This window comes from Bifidobacterium pullorum subsp. gallinarum, from assembly GCF_000741215.1.
Classification (GTDB): domain Bacteria; phylum Actinomycetota; class Actinomycetes; order Actinomycetales; family Bifidobacteriaceae; genus Bifidobacterium; species Bifidobacterium pullorum_B.
Genome location: NZ_JGYX01000002.1, coordinates 26,173 through 42,459 on the forward strand (window position 1 = coordinate 26,173; position 16,287 = coordinate 42,459).

General features: G+C 58.6%; 12 protein-coding genes and 2 tRNA genes. 1 reads left to right on the forward strand and 13 read right to left on the reverse strand.

Features of this window, described 5'->3' with window-relative positions; all coding sequences use genetic code 11:
* Window positions 1–195: 195 nt before the first annotated feature.
* The gene (locus BIGA_RS02365; protein WP_081929359.1) at window positions 196–1,353 is read left to right on the forward strand and encodes a protein kinase domain-containing protein; all 1,158 of its coding nucleotides are present in this window, start codon (window positions 196–198) and stop codon (window positions 1,351–1,353) included.
* 30 nt (window positions 1,354–1,383) lie between these two features.
* On the opposite strand, the gene BIGA_RS09455 is transcribed toward BIGA_RS02365, so the two are convergent.
* The 13 genes from BIGA_RS09455 to pyk form a co-directional block, all read right to left on the reverse strand.
* A complete protein-coding gene (locus BIGA_RS09455) occupies window positions 1,384–1,719 on the reverse strand; it encodes a hypothetical protein (RefSeq protein WP_152595965.1) in 336 nt (111 codons plus the stop codon).
* Window positions 1,697–2,890: a zinc ribbon domain-containing protein gene (locus BIGA_RS02375; RefSeq protein WP_161786255.1), complete on the reverse strand. Its 1,194-nt coding sequence runs from the start codon at window positions 2,888–2,890 to the stop codon at window positions 1,697–1,699. The genes BIGA_RS09455 and BIGA_RS02375 overlap by 23 nt, the downstream gene beginning before the upstream one ends.
* Window positions 2,891–2,892: 2 nt before the next feature.
* On the reverse strand, window positions 2,893–4,323 hold the full coding sequence (locus BIGA_RS02380) for an MvaI/BcnI family restriction endonuclease (protein ID WP_033506209.1): 1,431 nt from the start codon (window positions 4,321–4,323) through the stop codon (window positions 2,893–2,895).
* A 62-nt stretch (window positions 4,324–4,385) separates the two neighbouring features.
* A complete protein-coding gene (gene dcm, locus BIGA_RS02385) occupies window positions 4,386–5,732 on the reverse strand; it encodes a DNA (cytosine-5-)-methyltransferase (RefSeq protein WP_051917036.1) in 1,347 nt (448 codons plus the stop codon).
* A 497-nt stretch (window positions 5,733–6,229) separates the two neighbouring features.
* Window positions 6,230–6,601 carry a hypothetical protein gene (locus BIGA_RS02390; protein WP_152595964.1) on the reverse strand — a complete coding sequence of 124 codons (372 nt, stop codon included), beginning with the start codon at window positions 6,599–6,601 and terminating at the stop codon, window positions 6,230–6,232.
* 115 nt (window positions 6,602–6,716) lie between these two features.
* Window positions 6,717–6,790 (reverse strand) — tRNA-Pro (locus tag BIGA_RS02395).
* A 149-nt stretch (window positions 6,791–6,939) separates the two neighbouring features.
* Window positions 6,940–9,081, reverse strand: coding sequence for a glycogen debranching protein GlgX (gene glgX / locus BIGA_RS02400; RefSeq protein ID WP_152595963.1), 2,142 nt, complete (start codon window positions 9,079–9,081; stop codon window positions 6,940–6,942).
* A gap of 89 nt (window positions 9,082–9,170) precedes the next feature.
* Entirely contained in the window at window positions 9,171–9,770 is a 600-nt protein-coding gene (locus BIGA_RS02405; RefSeq protein ID WP_033506206.1) for an NUDIX hydrolase, read from the reverse strand.
* A gap of 17 nt (window positions 9,771–9,787) precedes the next feature.
* A complete protein-coding gene (locus BIGA_RS02410) occupies window positions 9,788–10,675 on the reverse strand; it encodes a Nif3-like dinuclear metal center hexameric protein (protein ID WP_033506205.1) in 888 nt (295 codons plus the stop codon).
* 31 nt (window positions 10,676–10,706) lie between these two features.
* Complete coding sequence (gene polA / locus BIGA_RS02415; protein ID WP_152595962.1) at window positions 10,707–13,526, reverse strand: DNA polymerase I; 2,820 nt, start codon at window positions 13,524–13,526, stop codon at window positions 10,707–10,709.
* Between the two features lie 10 nt (window positions 13,527–13,536).
* Entirely contained in the window at window positions 13,537–14,331 is a 795-nt protein-coding gene (locus BIGA_RS02420; RefSeq protein WP_033506203.1) for an ANTAR domain-containing response regulator, read from the reverse strand.
* Between the two features lie 81 nt (window positions 14,332–14,412).
* A tRNA-Leu gene (locus BIGA_RS02425) sits at window positions 14,413–14,487 on the reverse strand.
* Window positions 14,488–14,646: 159 nt separating this feature from the next.
* The gene (gene pyk, locus BIGA_RS02430; protein ID WP_033506201.1) at window positions 14,647–16,089 is read right to left on the reverse strand and encodes a pyruvate kinase; all 1,443 of its coding nucleotides are present in this window, start codon (window positions 16,087–16,089) and stop codon (window positions 14,647–14,649) included.
* Window positions 16,090–16,287: the final 198 nt, after the last annotated feature.

Here is a 16,287-nt window from a genome sequence, read left to right on the forward strand (position 1 = left end):
ATTCATCTCGGATCCTTATGACAGTTGACCTTACTGGCGTGTCAAAATGACTTTTAGAACTGCGAATAATCTCGATAGGAAACATTCCAGTGAAGAGCAGTCGTTGCACTTGCTACCAAACAACTTTCTCTTGGAGATTTTCGCATAGACGCTGCAAGCACTAATGTGGTAGGCATACGGCTTTAGGAGGACAAATTGAATCCGCAACTACAACTGAAAGAGTTCTTACATGAATTCGACGACAAAGAAATTAGCCAAGCGTATCTGAACCTGTACGATGATCAACAAGATTTTCAGCGTGTGCTTGCTTGGATGCATGAGTGTTACAACAATGCGTTCGATTTTATGAATTATAAAGCGCCTCATGGATCCGGAGGGCATTTCAACGCAGATGACAGCCGTCAACTGATAGAAACAAACGAAAGACTCACAGATTTGCAAAGACTAACCGCTAAGTCAGGGAAGGTTCTTCATATCGACGCCGACTATCAAAGAGTCATTGATAGTTCCATTGAATGGCTCATGCCCAGCTATGGCAGTGAAATACCTAAAGACATCACGCCTATACGTATTGAGAAGTACGACTCAATATTCAATGTCGAAGATACGAGCATCAACATCGGCAGCACCAAAAACGCCAAGCTCCATCTCATAGGATCAGGATCATATGCCACGGTACACAAGTTCACCGACCCTGAATATGGAATTACCTTTGCTCGAAAGAAACTAAAGAAAACGGCTGATGAAAAAGAGAAACAACGTTTTCGTCGAGAATACTCCCTTATGAAACAATTCGACTATCCCTATGTCTTGAAAGTGTATGCGATTGATGAATCGAATAATAGCTACATTATGGAGTACTGTGAACATACGCTCAAAGACTTCATTGCTCACAATAATGCAAAACTTCGCTTCGAGTGGCGGCGCAAGCTTGCCATGCAATTCCTATATGCGATGAAATTTCTCCATAGCAACGGCATCATGCACCGGGATCTCAGCTACAAGAATGTCCTTGTACACACCTACAAGAGTGGTGGTGCGTTTGCCGTCAAAGTGTCTGATTTCGGACTAGCCAAAACAGAAAACTCCGAGCTAACCAGCACAGGTTCCGTAATGAAAGGATCGATCAAAGATCCCGCTCTCGGTTCATTCAGAGAATTTCGAGCCATCAATGATATATATGCAATTGGTTTTATCCTTAACTACATATTCACCGGTAGGGAGAATCTTCCTGAAGATGATTCTCCAGTAAGTAAAGTCGTGCAAAAATGCTCAGATAGCCATCCCAGCCGCCGTTACCAGAACGTGAGTGAAATCATTGCTGCGGTCAAAAAATTACCCAATCAATCCTAGTGAGGTAAACTTATGACACTGAAAAGCCATTTAGCTATTCTTCTTTACGGCATTGGCCGCCGCAGAAACGACTTTCTTGGCATATGGGGCAACTTTCGGGATAACCACTTTTGCTAGTCCAATAGCAGCAGCAATAGCTGCTCCTTTCTGGACGTTATTCTGTAACCGTTCCATCTCGCACGCTTCGCACAGATCGGATTTTCGCGTACTTTCCAATTCGCTATCGCAATCTTCGCAACACTTGATTCTCTTGCGTGTGGAAGCATGAAGATAGAATCCATCAGCATCATGCGCATCGCGAATAATACCATCTTCGTTTTCTGTTTCCTCGTTTTGAGATGGATTATTCTTCTTCTTGCAAAACATTGCGGCCAATCTCCTCTGCATTATTAGATTCACCTATCTCTGGTTCAGGTCTAAACGGTTCAAGTAGTTTTTCAGGGATGCGGTTCAACCGCAATACACCGTCCAGCGCTGTTATTCTTAACGCAAGATCTTCAAATCGTTCGACCATGTCAGGCATCTTCGACCCAGCCGGCAAATGCGAGTTAATTGACAACAAGGTATCACGTTCATTTAGCTTGTTTGCATCTATGAATTCGCGGAACTGCTCTAGGCAAACTATGCTTGCACCATTTTGATTGAGCATGGCATAGCCCACACCTTCAACACGAACCGCATTGGTGATCTGTGCTAAATCGTTAAAGGCATCTGCCGCTCTGACCTGATTTTGCTGAGTGACGGCAGAAATAAGTTTCTTGTCCAGACGCTCATTGGAGTGGGCTTTCAAGTATTTGACGTTCTCGGCGAAGTTACGCATCAGCGTTCGTTTGGCTTCGGTTGCGGACGATATGGCTTGCACTATCAGTGCATCGCGCAGACGCGAATCTTCAATGGCACGGGCTTGCATGAGTTTGTCCCATGCCCCTTCGGCCAATGCCAAGCGATCATTCTGCAGATCTACCCGGATACCTTCGATTTGATCTCTCAGACTATGCACTTCGGCCAATACCATGGCGATGGCTATCTGAGTCTGCAAATGCCGCATGGTATCCATGACATCGGATGGCATCTTCTCCCAGTCAAGCCGAACCTGCTTATAGAACTTTCCCCTCGCATCGAACACCTGTGGCAGAATCCTCCCATTGGAATCCTCCTTAAAGAATAACTTGCCTTCTTCAACCATCTTCATGATTTCTTCGGGCAAATGTGCCACCAGCGTTGCCTCATCTTTGTTGGAGAACGCCTTAATGAGCTGGAAGAGTCCGGGCGCTAATGTCTGGAGCTGTTCCAGATTGCCAAGGAAGCCAAAGATCTTGCGTCGCATCTCAAGAGGAATATCCACTGGCTCGGTCACCAATGCTTGCGATTGCGGATCCCACCGATCAATCTCAACCTGGAGTCTGGGCACCATTTCATAAATCGCTTGCTGGGAGATTGGGCGGCTTGGATCATCACCGACGAAACCGCACTGAGGGCAAGACAATGCCCTGTCAGAAATACTTGTACCACAATTTGGACACATTATCATCGCCATTGTCATTCCTCTCCTTGCGGAGTATCCGGATTCCGCAAATCCACTTCCTTCACCTCTTGGTAAATGGCGGTGATGTCCTTGAGGTTGATGCGGAACTGGCTTCGCGAATGGGGTGTCCACTTGCCGTCCTTGAGCGTGATCTTGTCGCCTGGATCGTAGACGGCTTTGCCGTCTTGGAAGGCTTGGAGGAACAATCCGAAGCTGGTGGAGATGCCGAGGGTGACGAGTGGACCGAACTCCACCGTGATCTTCCCGTCCTCTTTCTCCCTGAGATACGGCACGTAGGCGGCACGGTTGTGCTTGCGCTGCCAGTGTTCGAGCAGCTTGAGGTACGACCATCCGGCGGCGAGGTCACCGGTTTGCTTGTCATACAGTGCGATCATTCCATTGGGATTGAAATGCTTGGCATCCGTAAATCCAACGAGCCGGAGGTTGAGTTTCGCGCCGTCCTTGTCTTCGCCGGGACGGTTGATGTCGCCCGAGGTGAAGTAGTACTCGTTAGGATCGCCGTTTTCGTCGGTGCCGCTGATATGTCCGTATCGCAGCACGAAATCGGCTTGGGATTGGCCCGTGATCCAACCCATGTCGGGTTGAGGAGTGAACAGCGTGACCCGGTGGTTGCTGCGGCGCTCAAGCGAGGGCTGCTTGATGGCCTTAAGCTCCCAAATGTCGAAGTCAGGACCCGGAATGGCGTTCTCGCCCACGCCAAGCTCCGCCTCCAAGGTCAGGCCGGGAGCGTTGGGAGCGACATATGGCTTGTCGATGGAACCATCGTTGCGTAAACGCCATGGAATGATCTTCTTGCCAATGATGCCGAGGAGCGCATTCTCAAGAACGGAGAACTCGCCGGGTTTCCTCTGCCCTTGAAACACCACCGGACAGACATGTCCTTTCTCGAAAGTAGGCATGTTAAGGACGTATCTGGCCGCTGGGGACGGAGCGCCGACGACCAAGGCGACGACGTGTTTCTTTCCGCCATCCGCTTCCCTCACCGTTCCGAAGAACAGGCACCGTCCTTCTTCATGCCCACGTTTTGACTCGCTCAACAACTCGGATGGTGCTTCCTCACATCCCTTCAGAAAACCGGAGAACCGCACTTCGGGATATTGCGGATAGAAGCACATGTTGGCGTTCGGAGCACCGAACTCACCGTCAGGCGTGACCCACCGCCATGGCACGGGGATGCGAATGAGCAGTGGCCCGGCTTTCTTCTTCTGTGATTTCGGATCGGTGTACCACGGCGTGCCGAGGGGAAGGAAAGCCAAGTCAGAAGGATCGTTACCCAAGAAAATCTGTTGCTTCGAGTTGTTGTTGGGCACCAATCGCTTGACCCAGATGCTTTCAGCGCCAGCTCGGGTTAACAGATCATAGACCTGCTGGATATCGGCCGTGTCGTACCATTGCCGATCGTCGTTGATATGGGTATCACGCATAACTCAACAATACCCATGCCGACGGCAACACCAAAGTGGCAACGGTTTGGCGGCGTGCCGTTTCAGTCGCGGCTTGCGCCGGCGACGGCCAAACGGCGAGCCTTCTGAATCGCCTCCTCGGTCATTTCGGAATCGGAGATCAGTTCGAGGGTCTCGTCTTCCTGCATGACCTTGAGAATATGTGGTCGCATAATGCGGGCGATCTCCGCGACCGCCGGCACAACCACGGAGTTGCCAAACTGGCGATAAGCCTGCGTATCCGAGACGGGAATGCGCAGATCATCTGGGTATCCCATAAGACGGGCGCATTCGCGCGGCGTGAGCCGACGGGGGCGTTTGCCTTTCTGCGCGACCAATATCTCGGAACCGTCTTTGTGGTAGCGGGCGGACAAGGTGCGGGACACCATGTCAGGCGTCACTAAACCGTAGCCGAAACCATGCCCCATAGCCTCGTGCTTGGCTTTGTAATCCTGCAGGTACTGCCACAGACGCGGCGTGAGCGTGTACTTGTCCTGCACTTTGTTGTGCTCGTGGTCGAAGTATCGGTCGCCATCCCAAGGCAGCACAGGCTCCGTTCCATCGGTCTTATGCAGGATATCGGCGAGAACTGGCTTATGCTCAGGGAATTTGAGATCGTCCCACGTGAAGTCGGTCTTCGAGCGGAAACCCACGATGTAGATGCGCTCGCGGTGCTGCGGTACGAAATGCTGTCCATCAATGACCTTCCAATGCACCTCGTAGCCCAATTCGTTCTGCAGGGCATCGAGAATGACTTGGAATGTGCGGCCACGGTCGTGAGAGGTCAGATTCTTCACGTTCTCCAACAGGAATGCCGCCGGGCGTTTCGCGGCGATGATGCGTGCCACGTCGAAGAACAGTGTGCCCTGCGTCTTGTCGCGGAATCCTGTTTCACGGCCCAAACTGCGCTTCTTCGATACACCGGCTACACTGAACGGCTGGCATGGGAAACCAGCGAGCACCACATCGCAGTCGGGGATGTCATTCACGTCTACCTTGGTGATATCTCCGGCCATCTGTTCGGCAAACCCATAGTTCGTGCGATATGTGCGGGTCGAGAATTCATTCCATTCCGACGAAAACACCGCATACCCGCCAGCCGAAGCAAAACCGCGGCGGATGCCGCCGATACCAGCGAACAGGTCGATGGTACGGAAATCAGTGCCGTCCTCACGCGTGGTGCCGAAATACAACTCGCGCAACGCAGGAACGATGGCCGGCTTGCACTTCACCTTGCCGGATTCCCAACGCTCCACCGTCGAGGTGGACACTTGCAGCGATTCGGCAAGCTGCCGGCACGTCATGGAACCGCGCAGCAACGCGATAAGCTCTGTTGCTTCGTCAAAATGGCCATCGGTCTGAGTGTCGTGCGATGCGGTTGCGGTGCTCATAGGGAAGAATATACATCATTATGATGACAAAAATTCCCAGAGAATCGCTAACGTCAACCAAACTAGAACAAGCGTTCGATCCACAGCTTACTATGCGAACCATATATGGACATATGACCCAGCATATTTCATTGAAAGATATTTGACGATCACGAAAATGAACTGCCGGGGGCGGACGAAATGTTGAACTCCTTGGGTGAGAGGAGTCCAACATTTCGTCACCACCTCGAACGGACTACCACAGCTTGACAAAAGATACGCAACCTTTCAGGCTTGACCGTTGCCGTAGTCACCACGGAACACGTTGAGGTCCAATGGCCCGGTGTATCCGGGCAGCCGTCCGTTGAACGCGTATGGCGCATCGTCTCGCCATACGCGCCGTATCACCAGAGATCAATGATTAGCCCCATATTCCCAAATTAACTTTAACGAGCAGTTATTCAGTTACCAGCAATGACCTGTCATTATCGACAAGAATTGACGGCAGATATGAATCTCTACCACAAGTGGCGCTCAGTCTGTCCAAACATGGATTCCCACAGGTCAATGGATTGCTTTGTCTGTTCACCCCAGTCATATTCGTTGTTGTCGATAATCTCGTCCATTCCGTCCGCAAGTTTATTAATGATTTCCGGGCGATCGTATGACCCATCAGTTTTAATCGGTACGCTTACCGTTACCAAACGGTACTCGTCGATATTCAATATGGGATGTCCATCAGGTTCTGCAACCATGAAATTATCGCAGTATCCGTAACCCTCGGAGTCTTTGCGAAAAAGACCGACCCCGGGTGACCCATCAAGTAGATAGAAGCAAATCTGTACATCAACCATCGACGTTTTAATCATATCCTTCTTCAAAATATCCATTAGTGTCATACACGTCATATGACACGATGCTTCTTCACATCGTCTCCGCAAGCACTGCAAAGGCTCATTCATGTAGAAGGCCTTTGGCGCCAAGCGAAAAACAAGATTTTCAAAGTCGGGCTGACAGGATTTGAACCTGCGACATCCTGCTCCCAAAGCAGGCGCGCTACCAAACTGCGCTACAGCCCGTTGCATCGGTTCCGGTCGTCACCGGTCACGACACAATGAATCAGTATATCGCACCCGCAGACCTTGCCGACTGCGCAACACACAACACGGGTGGTAGCCCGCTCCACGAAGCGGGCCGCCACCCGTCTGCGACCAAGACGGCATAAGTCCTAGAATTTGCGTTGCGCTTCCGGTTTCCGGTCGCTCATCAGCAGCAGGAAGCTGCGTGATTGCGCGGTGATGGCGAATCCGGCCTCGTAGTTGAGTTCCGGCCCGTCGGGGTTGTGCGTGTCGACCACCAGCTTCCACTTCTTGCCGTACCGTTCGTCCGGCAGCGTGAACTGGATCGGCTCGTAGTGGGCGTTGAAGATCAGGATGAAGTCGTTGTCCACCATCTGGTTGCCGAACCAATCGGCTTCGGGAATGTCCGATCCGTTGAGGTAGATCATCACCGAGAACGCGTGGGTGTTCTGCCAGTCGGCCATATCCATAATCGAACCGGTGTGGTCGAACCATTCGGCCTGCGGGATCTTGTCCACCGGGTCGCCCGGCATGCGGCCGGAGAAGAAGCGGCGCCGGTGCAGCACCGGATGGTTGAGGCGCAGGTGGATCATCTTGGAGACGAACGCCAGCATCTCCTGCTGCGAATCGTCGAGGTCCCAATTCGTCCACGAGATCTCGTTGTCCTGGCAGTACGCGTTGTTGTTGCCGCCCTGCGTGCGCATGACCTCGTCGCCGCCGCAGATCATCGGGATGCCCTGGCTGACGAGCAGCGTGGCGAACATGTTGCGCATCTGCCGCTGGCGCAGTTCGTTGACGTCACGGATGTTGGTCGGCCCTTCCACACCGCAGTTCCAGGAACGGTTGTTGCTTTCGCCGTCGCGGTTGCCTTCGCCGTTCGCCTCGTTGTGCTTGTTGTTGTAGCTGACCAAGTCGTTCATCGTGAAGCCGTCGTGCGCGGTGATGAAGTTCACCGAGGCGACCGGTCGACGCCCGTTCATCTGGTACAGGTCCGAACTGCCCATCAGACGGCTGGCGAACTCCGGCAGCGTGGACGGCTGCGAGCGCCAGAAATCGCGCACGCAGTCGCGGTACCGGCCGTTCCATTCCGACCAGCTGGAGGGGAAGCCGCCGACCTGGTAGCCGCCGGAGCCGATATCCCACGGTTCGGCGATGAGCTTGACCTGGGAGATGACCGGATCCTGTTCGACGATGTCGAAGAAGGCGGAGAGCTTGTCCACGTCATGGAACTGGCGGGCCAGGGTGGCCGCCAGGTCGAAGCGGAAGCCGTCGACATGCATCTCGGTGACCCAGTAGCGCAGGCTGTCGGTGATGACCTGCAGCGCGCGCGGCGAGCGCATCAGCAGGGAGTTGCCGGTGCCGGTGGTGTCGAAGTAGTGCTGCGGGTCGCCGTCGACGAGCCGGTAGTAGGCCTGGTTGTCGATGCCTTTGAAGCTCAGCGTGGGGCCGCGGTCGTTGCCTTCGGCGGTGTGGTTGTACACCACGTCGAGGATGACCTCCATGCCGGCGTTATGGTAGGCCTTGACCATCGATTTGAACTCGTTGACCTGTTCGCCGCGCTGTCCGGAGCTCGAGTAGGCGTTGTGCGGGGCGAAGAAGCCGATGGTGTTGTATCCCCAGTAGTTGCTCAGCCCCTTCTCCTGCAGGAAGGTGTCGTTGACGTACTGGTGGATCGGCATCAGCTCGATGGTGGTGACGCCCAGCTTCTTCAGGTATTCGATCACCGACGGGTAGGCCAGGCCGGCGTAGGTGCCGCGGATGTCCGGGGGCACGTCCACGTTGAGGTTGGTCATGCCGCGCACATGAGCCTCGTAAATGACCGAATCATGGTAGGGGATGTTCGGGTGCCGGTCGGCGCCCCAGTCGAAGTAGGGGTTGACCACCACCGATTTCATCGTGTGCCCGGCCGAGTCCAACGTGTTCATCGCCGAATTGTCGTTCGGGCTTTTGAACCAGTAGGAGAACAGACTTTCATCGCTGTCGATGTTGCCTTCGATGGCATAGGCGTAGGGGTCGAGCAGCAGCTTGTTCGGGTTGCAGCGCAGTCCCCGGTTCGGGTCGTAGGGGCCGTAGACACGGTATCCGTACCGCTGACCGGGTTGGATGCCCGGCAGATAGTTATGCCAGACATACGAGTTCTGCTCGGTCATCTCGATGCGGGTTTCGCGGTCCTGATCATCGAACAGGCACAGCTCAACCTTGTCGGCGACTTGCGAGTAGATGGAGAAATTCACGCCGGCCCCGTCGTAATGGGCGCCGAGCGGATACATCGAACCTGGTCTGATCTGCATAGTTCCAGTATCGCACATGGCGTCCGGCACGACGCGGTATTCCGTCTAACCGGTTCGGTATCCGCACGAATGGGAACCGTGTGCGCCGGTTACGCCGTTGCGCGTGACAGACGGCGTATCGCCTCATGCTGGATGGCGATCATCGAGTTGGATGAGGTGACCCCGGCCTGGATCAGCTCGTCCCAGGTCACCCAGGCGGACCATACGTGTTCGTCGGCGTCCAGGTGACGCGGCACGGTGTGCCAGCGGTCCAGATGCAGCACCATGATGTGCGCCAGTTCGTCGGACATGCCCTCCGAGGAATAGAAGGCACCAGCATGGTCCACGTGCACGGCGTCGGCATCATCCGGAACCACGCCGGTCTCCTCGCGCAGTTCGCGCAGGGCGGCGGCCATCACCTCCTCGCCGGCGTCCATCAGACCGGCCGGCAAGCCGTACGCGAACAGGTCGGATCCGGCCCGGTACTCACGTTCCATCAGGTACCGGTCGTTCGCCGTGTCGTGCACGAGCATGACCACGCACGGCGCGTGGCGCATGACCTGGCGTCGGACCACGATGTCGCCGCCGTCCCGGGCGTGCAGGGCCAGACGCATGTCCTCCACCGAGAACACCGCCCCCTGGTACACCGTGTCGCGTTCCAGCACGGTGACCGGCCGGTTCATGTCGATGATGTCGCCGTTTTGCTCCATGTCACACCCCGTACCGTTCACCTGATCGACAACGTCCACGGATCCGTGTTCATCCGGTTCCAGTACACCTGCGGCCGCTCCCCCGTGGCCTGCTCCACGGCCTGCGGCACATCCTCCAGCGCGTAGTGGAACCACAGCGATTCGATGGCGCTGTGGGGCGTGTTGATCAGCAGCGGCCGGATGGCCGTATCCCCGCTGCCCAGTCCGATGCCGCGGCCGCGCATCGCGGCCTCGTAGCGCGCCTGTTCGATGGCGTCCGTGGCCGGGTGATGCCGCAGGTCGCTGGTCACGTACACGTCGACGCCTGCGGCGCGCACCTCGTCGAACAGAGAGTCCCCCGACCCCGGCAGCACCGCGACGGTGCGCACCGTCGCGTCCAGCGGCCCACACACCTGCACGCCCAGTTCGGTGTGCGGCAGCACATCCGCCACGCGTCGGGCGAACGCCTCCAGCGTCATCGGCTCCGGCAGCGAACCGACGCGTCCCAATCCCACCGGATGCACGGCCGTCGGGTCGTCGATGGGCACCAGCGGCCGCTGGCCGACGAGTCCGAACAGGTCGGCGGCAGCCATGCCGGTGCCGCGATATGCGGCGTCGGCGTTGGTATGGCCCACCCACAGCGCGCATCCCGCCTGGCTGAGCCTGCGGACGATGTCGCCGTGCACGCCCAGACCCGACACCTCATGCACCGATCGGAACAGCAGCGGGTGATGGCAGACCAGCAGGTCTGTTCCCCGCTCGATGGCCTGACGCACGACCTCCATGGTGGGATCCGCCGCGAACTCGATGCGCCGCACCGGGGCGGACAGGTCTCCCACGATCAATCCGGGATGGTCCCACGATTCGGCGTATCGCAGCGGATACAGCGTCTCCAGGACATCCACCACCTGTTTGAGCATCGGCATAGCGTGACTCCCTCCGATTCTGTGACGTCCGTCAGTGCGCGGCCAGCTGCCAATCGGCGCCCAGGCCGGTCGACACGTCCAACGGCACCGCGATCTCGACGGCGTGTTCCATCGCGTCCTTAACCAATGCGGTGACCTGTTCGCTCTCGCCGGGAGCTACCTCCACCACGAGTTCGTCATGGATCTGCATGATGATGCGGCTGTGCACGCCGGCGTCCTGCAGCGCCTGCTCGGCGCGGATCATGGCGATCTTCATGATGTCCGCCGCAGAGCCCTGGATGGGCGCGTTCAGCGCGGCGCGTTCGGCGGCGTCGCGCGCGGCGCGGTTGGAGGATTTCAGGGCCGGGAAATACCGGCGCCTGCCGAACATCGTTTCGGTGTAACCGTTGATTCGCGCCCCCGACACCAATGACTCAAGATAGTCGTGGACCTTGCCGAACGTAGCGAAATACTGGTCCTTCAGCACGTCGGCGGCAGCCGGGGAGATCTTGAGCTGCTGGGCCAGGCCATAGGTACTCAACCCGTAGGCCAGGCCGTAGCTCATCGCCTTGACGTGGCTGCGCTGGTCCGGGGTGATCTGGTCGATCGGGATCCGGTAGACCAGGCAGGCCACGTACTTGTGGAAGTCGGTGCCGGACCGGAACGCCTCGATCAGGGCCTCGTCGCCGGACAGGTGCGCCATGATGCGCAGCTCGACCTGGGAATAGTCGGCGCTGAGCAGCGCCTCATACCCCTCGCCGGGAACGAAGGCGGAACGAATCTCGCGTCCGGCGGCGTTCCGGTTGGGGATGTTCTGCAGATTGGGGTCCACGGAACTCAGCCGCCCCGTGGCGGCCACCGTCTGCTCGTAGGTCGTGTGGATGCGGCCGTCCTGCTGGCTGGTGGCCTCGATCAGGGTCTGGACGATCTGCTTGAGCTTGTTCGTCTCCCGGTGACGTAGCAGCGCGCCGAGGAATCCGTTGGCGCGTTCGTTGTTCACCGATTTGACGTACAGATCCTGCAATGCGGCCGCACTGGTGGTGTACGACCCCGACTTGGTGCGCTTGGTGGGTTTGAGCCCCATGTCCTCGAAGAGCACCGCTTGCAGCTGCTTCGGGCTTTGCAGGTTGACCCGTGTGCCGGCATGCTCCCAGGCGATCTCCTGTGCCTGCCGCGCCTCCGAGGCGAACTGGTCCCGCATGTCGGTCAGCCGCTGGATGTCCACCTGCGCGCCCGCGGCCTCCATGCGTTGCAATACGCGGGATGTCGGCAATTCGATGGCATGCAGCAGCGAGAACTGCCGGCGTTCGTCGATGCGCGACGCCAACGCGTCCGCCAAAGCGCGGACGATGGCCGCGTGCATGACGGCGCCGTGTTCGCGCGCCTGTTCCTCGGGCTGTTCCGATTCGCCGAAGTCCAGCTGCCCCTGCGTGGCCTCCTGTTCCTGTTCGAAGTGCAGATCCAGGAAATGGCCGGCGGCCTGTTCCAGCGTCTCGGCATGGAAGTCCGGGTGCACCAGATAGCCGGCCAGCTTGGTGTCGAACAACGGGGTCCCCACGGCGATTCCCGCCGCCGAGAGCATGTGCAGGTGCTCCTTGAACCCGTGCAGGACCATGGTGGCGTGATGCTGTTCGATCAGCTCGCGCACCGCCTCCGCAATCCTGGGGGCCATCGGCGCCTCGATGACCGCGGCCTGGCCGCCGCCAAGCATGACCAGCGCGGTCAGCGCCACGTCGCCCGGCTTGGGTCGTCCCTCCACATGCAACACCCACGAACGGCCGATATCGTCGCGGATGCCGCGGTCAGACTCGGTACCTGCCGCGGAATCCGTCGGCGCCTCGGGCGCCGGCAGATTCCGCCCGCCCCATTCGAGCAGTTGCTCGGCGTCTTCGATCAGGGTGACCTCGGGCATATCCAGTCCGGCGGATGCCGTTTCGTCGGGCAACGGGGCATCCCCGTTCAGCTGCGGGCGCTCCCCGCCGTTGAATGTCTTCAGGACACGGTTCTTGGTACGCACGCCGAACTCCAGGCGGGTGAACAGCGCGCTGACCTCGTCGACATCCAACGTGCCGAAGGTCAGGTCGTCCACGGTGATGCCCAGATCGACGTCGCGGACCAGTGCGTTGACCTTGCGGTTGAGCTTGACCTGTTCGAGGTTCTCGCGCAGCGCCTCGCCCTTCTTGCCGCCGATCTCGTCGGCGTGTTCGATGATCTGGTCGAGCCCGCCGAACTGGTTGATCCACTTGGCGGCGAATCCGTCACCCACCCCCGGCACGCCGGGGATGTTGTCCGCGGTCTCGCCGCGCAACGCGGCCAGATCGGGGTACTGCGCAGGCGTCACATGGTACTTCTCCTCGACCGCCTGCGGCGTCATGTGCTTGAGGTCTTTGAAGTGGTGGCCGGGGTACAGCACGGTGATATGTTCGTCAACCAGCTGGAAGGCGTCACGGTCGCCGGAAAGCACCAGCGTGCGGTATCCGGCGCGCTCCCCCATGGTGGCCAAGGTGCCGATGACGTCGTCGCCCTCGTAGCCGGGTTTCTCGATGTAGGTGACGCCCAGGGCCTTGAGCATCTGCTGGATCATCGGCAGCTGGCTGAGCAGTTCCTCGGGCGCGGCCTCGCGCGTCCCCTTGTACTGCGGCAGCAGGTCGTTGCGGAACGTGCCGCCCTTGACGTCGAACGCCACGGCGAGGTGGTCGGGCCTCTCCGATTCGATGACCTGCGAGAGCATGGTGGCGAAGCCCCAGACCGCGTTCGTCGGCTGTCCGGCGGACGTGCTGAAGTTCTCGACAGGTAAGGCAAAAAAAGCGCGGAACGCCAGGGAATGGCCGTCTACGACCAGCAGCGTTCCGCGATAGGTACGTTCATCCATCGGTTCGCAATCAGCGCTCATCACCGGGTTCCGGCTTGGCATCGCCGTACTTGGCGATGATGGCCAGGGCCAGGCGCTTCTTCGGGATGCGCTGATCCATGGAGGTCTTCTGGATCCAGCGGAAGGCGCCCTGCTCGGAGAAGTCGGCCTTGTCCATCAGCAGGCCCTTGGCGCGGTCGACCAGCTTGCGCTCCTCCAGCATCTCCTCGGTCTTCTTGAGCTTCTCCTCGGCCTTCCTCAGCTGCTCCTCGGTCTCGCGCAGCTTGTTCTCGCTGCGTTCCACATTATCCAGCAGGTCGTTGATCTCGGCGAAACGCCCCATGGCCACTTCCAGCGCCGGCATCAGCTTGGATTCCTCATAGGGCTTGGTCACATACGCCATGGCGCCGGCGCCGGTGGCCTTCTTGACCAGATCGGACTGGGAGAACGCGGTGAGCATAACCACCGGCGCGATGTTCTCGTCGCAGATGATGCCGGCGGCGGCGATGCCGTCCATACGCGGCATCTTGACGTCCATGCACACCACATCAGGGCGGTACTTGCGGGTGAGTTCAACCGCCTCCTCGCCGTTGGCGGCCTCACCGACCACCTCATAGCCGTTATCCTCAAGCATGGCCACCAGATCCATGCGATTGACGGACTCGTCCTCCGCCACCACAACGGTGCGCTTACGGGGGGCCTCATTCTCCCGGGACTTGGCTACAGCTTCAATATCCCCCTCGGCCGCGGCCTTGATCTCCTCGTCGGTGAGCACGACCCCGTTCATCTCATCCTCGGATTCCGTGGTCTTCTTCCTTGCAGCCATGCCGACCTCTTTCCATTCGATATCGTCGGGGTCGGGCGAAGATACCCGACCTCGGGTATTTCATACAGCGAAGCAATACCGTGCCCCCCGGTGGGACTCGAACCCACACTGCGCAGATTTTGAGGCTGCTTCCTCTACCAATTGGGATACAGGGGCATATATCAACCTACGGAAATATACCACATCGGCCCGATATTGCCAACCGGCGCGCCGACGTGTCCTCCCGATACGGCAACCCGTACAACGATCGGGGCCTCCATGGCGGAGGCCCCGATCGTTTGGAGGGATGTCAACGCCGTCTATGCGGCGTCACGCTCACTCGTTGGCACCGACGGTGTGCACGTAGATGGTGTCGGTGCTGCCGGCCTTGTGCTCACCCTGCGCGGAGCTCAGGACCACGATCTTGTCGCCATCGGCCACCTTGCCGGCGCCCTTGAGCACCGAATCGGTGAAGACCATGAGTTCCTTGCGGGACTTGTCGTGATAGTCCTCGTCGAGCAGGAACGCCTCGGTGCCCCAGCTCAGAGCCAGCCAGTGGTAGGTGTGCTCGTTGTTGGTCAGGCCGTAGATCGGGGTGGCCGGGCGCTCGCGGGAGACGCGATGCACGGTGGAACCGGTCTGCGTGTAGGCCACGATGGCCTTGGCGTTGAGCTTGTCGGCCAGATCCACCGCGGCGGACGACACGGCGCCGGTGGACGACATGTCGAGGTTCTTCAGCTGCGGGATGCGGTCGTAGCCGTGCTCGGTGGCGTAGCCGGAGATGCGGCTCATCGTGTCCACGGTGACGGCCGGGTACTTGCCGACGGCGGTCTCGTTGGAGGTCATCGTGGCGTCGGCGCCATCCAGGATGGCGTTGGCGCAGTCGGAGGCCTCGGCGCGGGTCGGGACCGGGGAGTTGACCATGGAGCCCAGCACCTCGGTGGCAACGATCACCGGCTTGGCGTACTGGCGGGCCAGCTCGATGCAGCGCTTGGTGGCCAGCGGGACCTCCTCGAGCGGGCACTCGACGGCCATATCGCCACGGGCGACCATGATGCCGTCGAAGGCCTTGACGATATCCTCAAGGTTCTCCAGGGCCTGCGGCTTCTCGATCTTGGCCACGACCGGGATGCGACGGCCTTCCTCGTCCATGATCTCATGGGCGCGATCGATGTCGGAGGCGAAGCGCACGAAGGACATGGCGATGATGTCGGCGCCGGTCTGGATGGCCCAGCGCAGATCCTCCTCGTCCTTCTCGGTCAGCGCGGGCAGGGACACGGCCACGCCCGGCAGGTTGATGCCCTTGTGCGAGGAGACGGGGCCGGCCACGATGACCTTGGTGTGCACGTTGTTGCCCTCGACCTTGGTGACCTCCAGACGGACCTTGCCGTCGTCGATCAGGATCGGGTCGCCGGCGTGGCAATCGCCCGGCAGGCCCTTGAACGTGGTGGAGGTGATGTGCTCGTCACCCTCGATGTCGTCGGTGGTGATGATGAACTCCTGGCCCTCGGTCAGCTGGACCTTGTCCTCGCCCTCGGCGTTCTTCTTGAACCAGCCGCAACGGATCTTCGGGCCCTGCAGGTCGACCAGAACCGCCACGTTGCGGCCCGCGGTCTTGGAAGCCTCACGCACGTTGTTGTACACGCGCAGGTGATCTTCAGGGGTGCCGTGGGAGCGGTTCAGACGGGCGACGTCCATACCCGCTTCGACGAGCTTGGTGAGGTTCTCGAGCGATTCGGTGGCGGGACCGATGGTATCTACGATCTTGGCTTTACGCATATGGCTGCCTATCCTTCTTGACGTGTGGGGGTCTGACGACCCAGTTGCCACACGACAGTTTACTAGGAAAACCTGAACGGAGCCACTTTTCCGCACGGTGTGTTTGTTAGCGCTCACATTCCGGTGGACACAATCACGGACACGCCTTGCCCGCAGGGATACGCCGCCCGCGGGCAAGGCATCCGGGGGTCGGCCCCG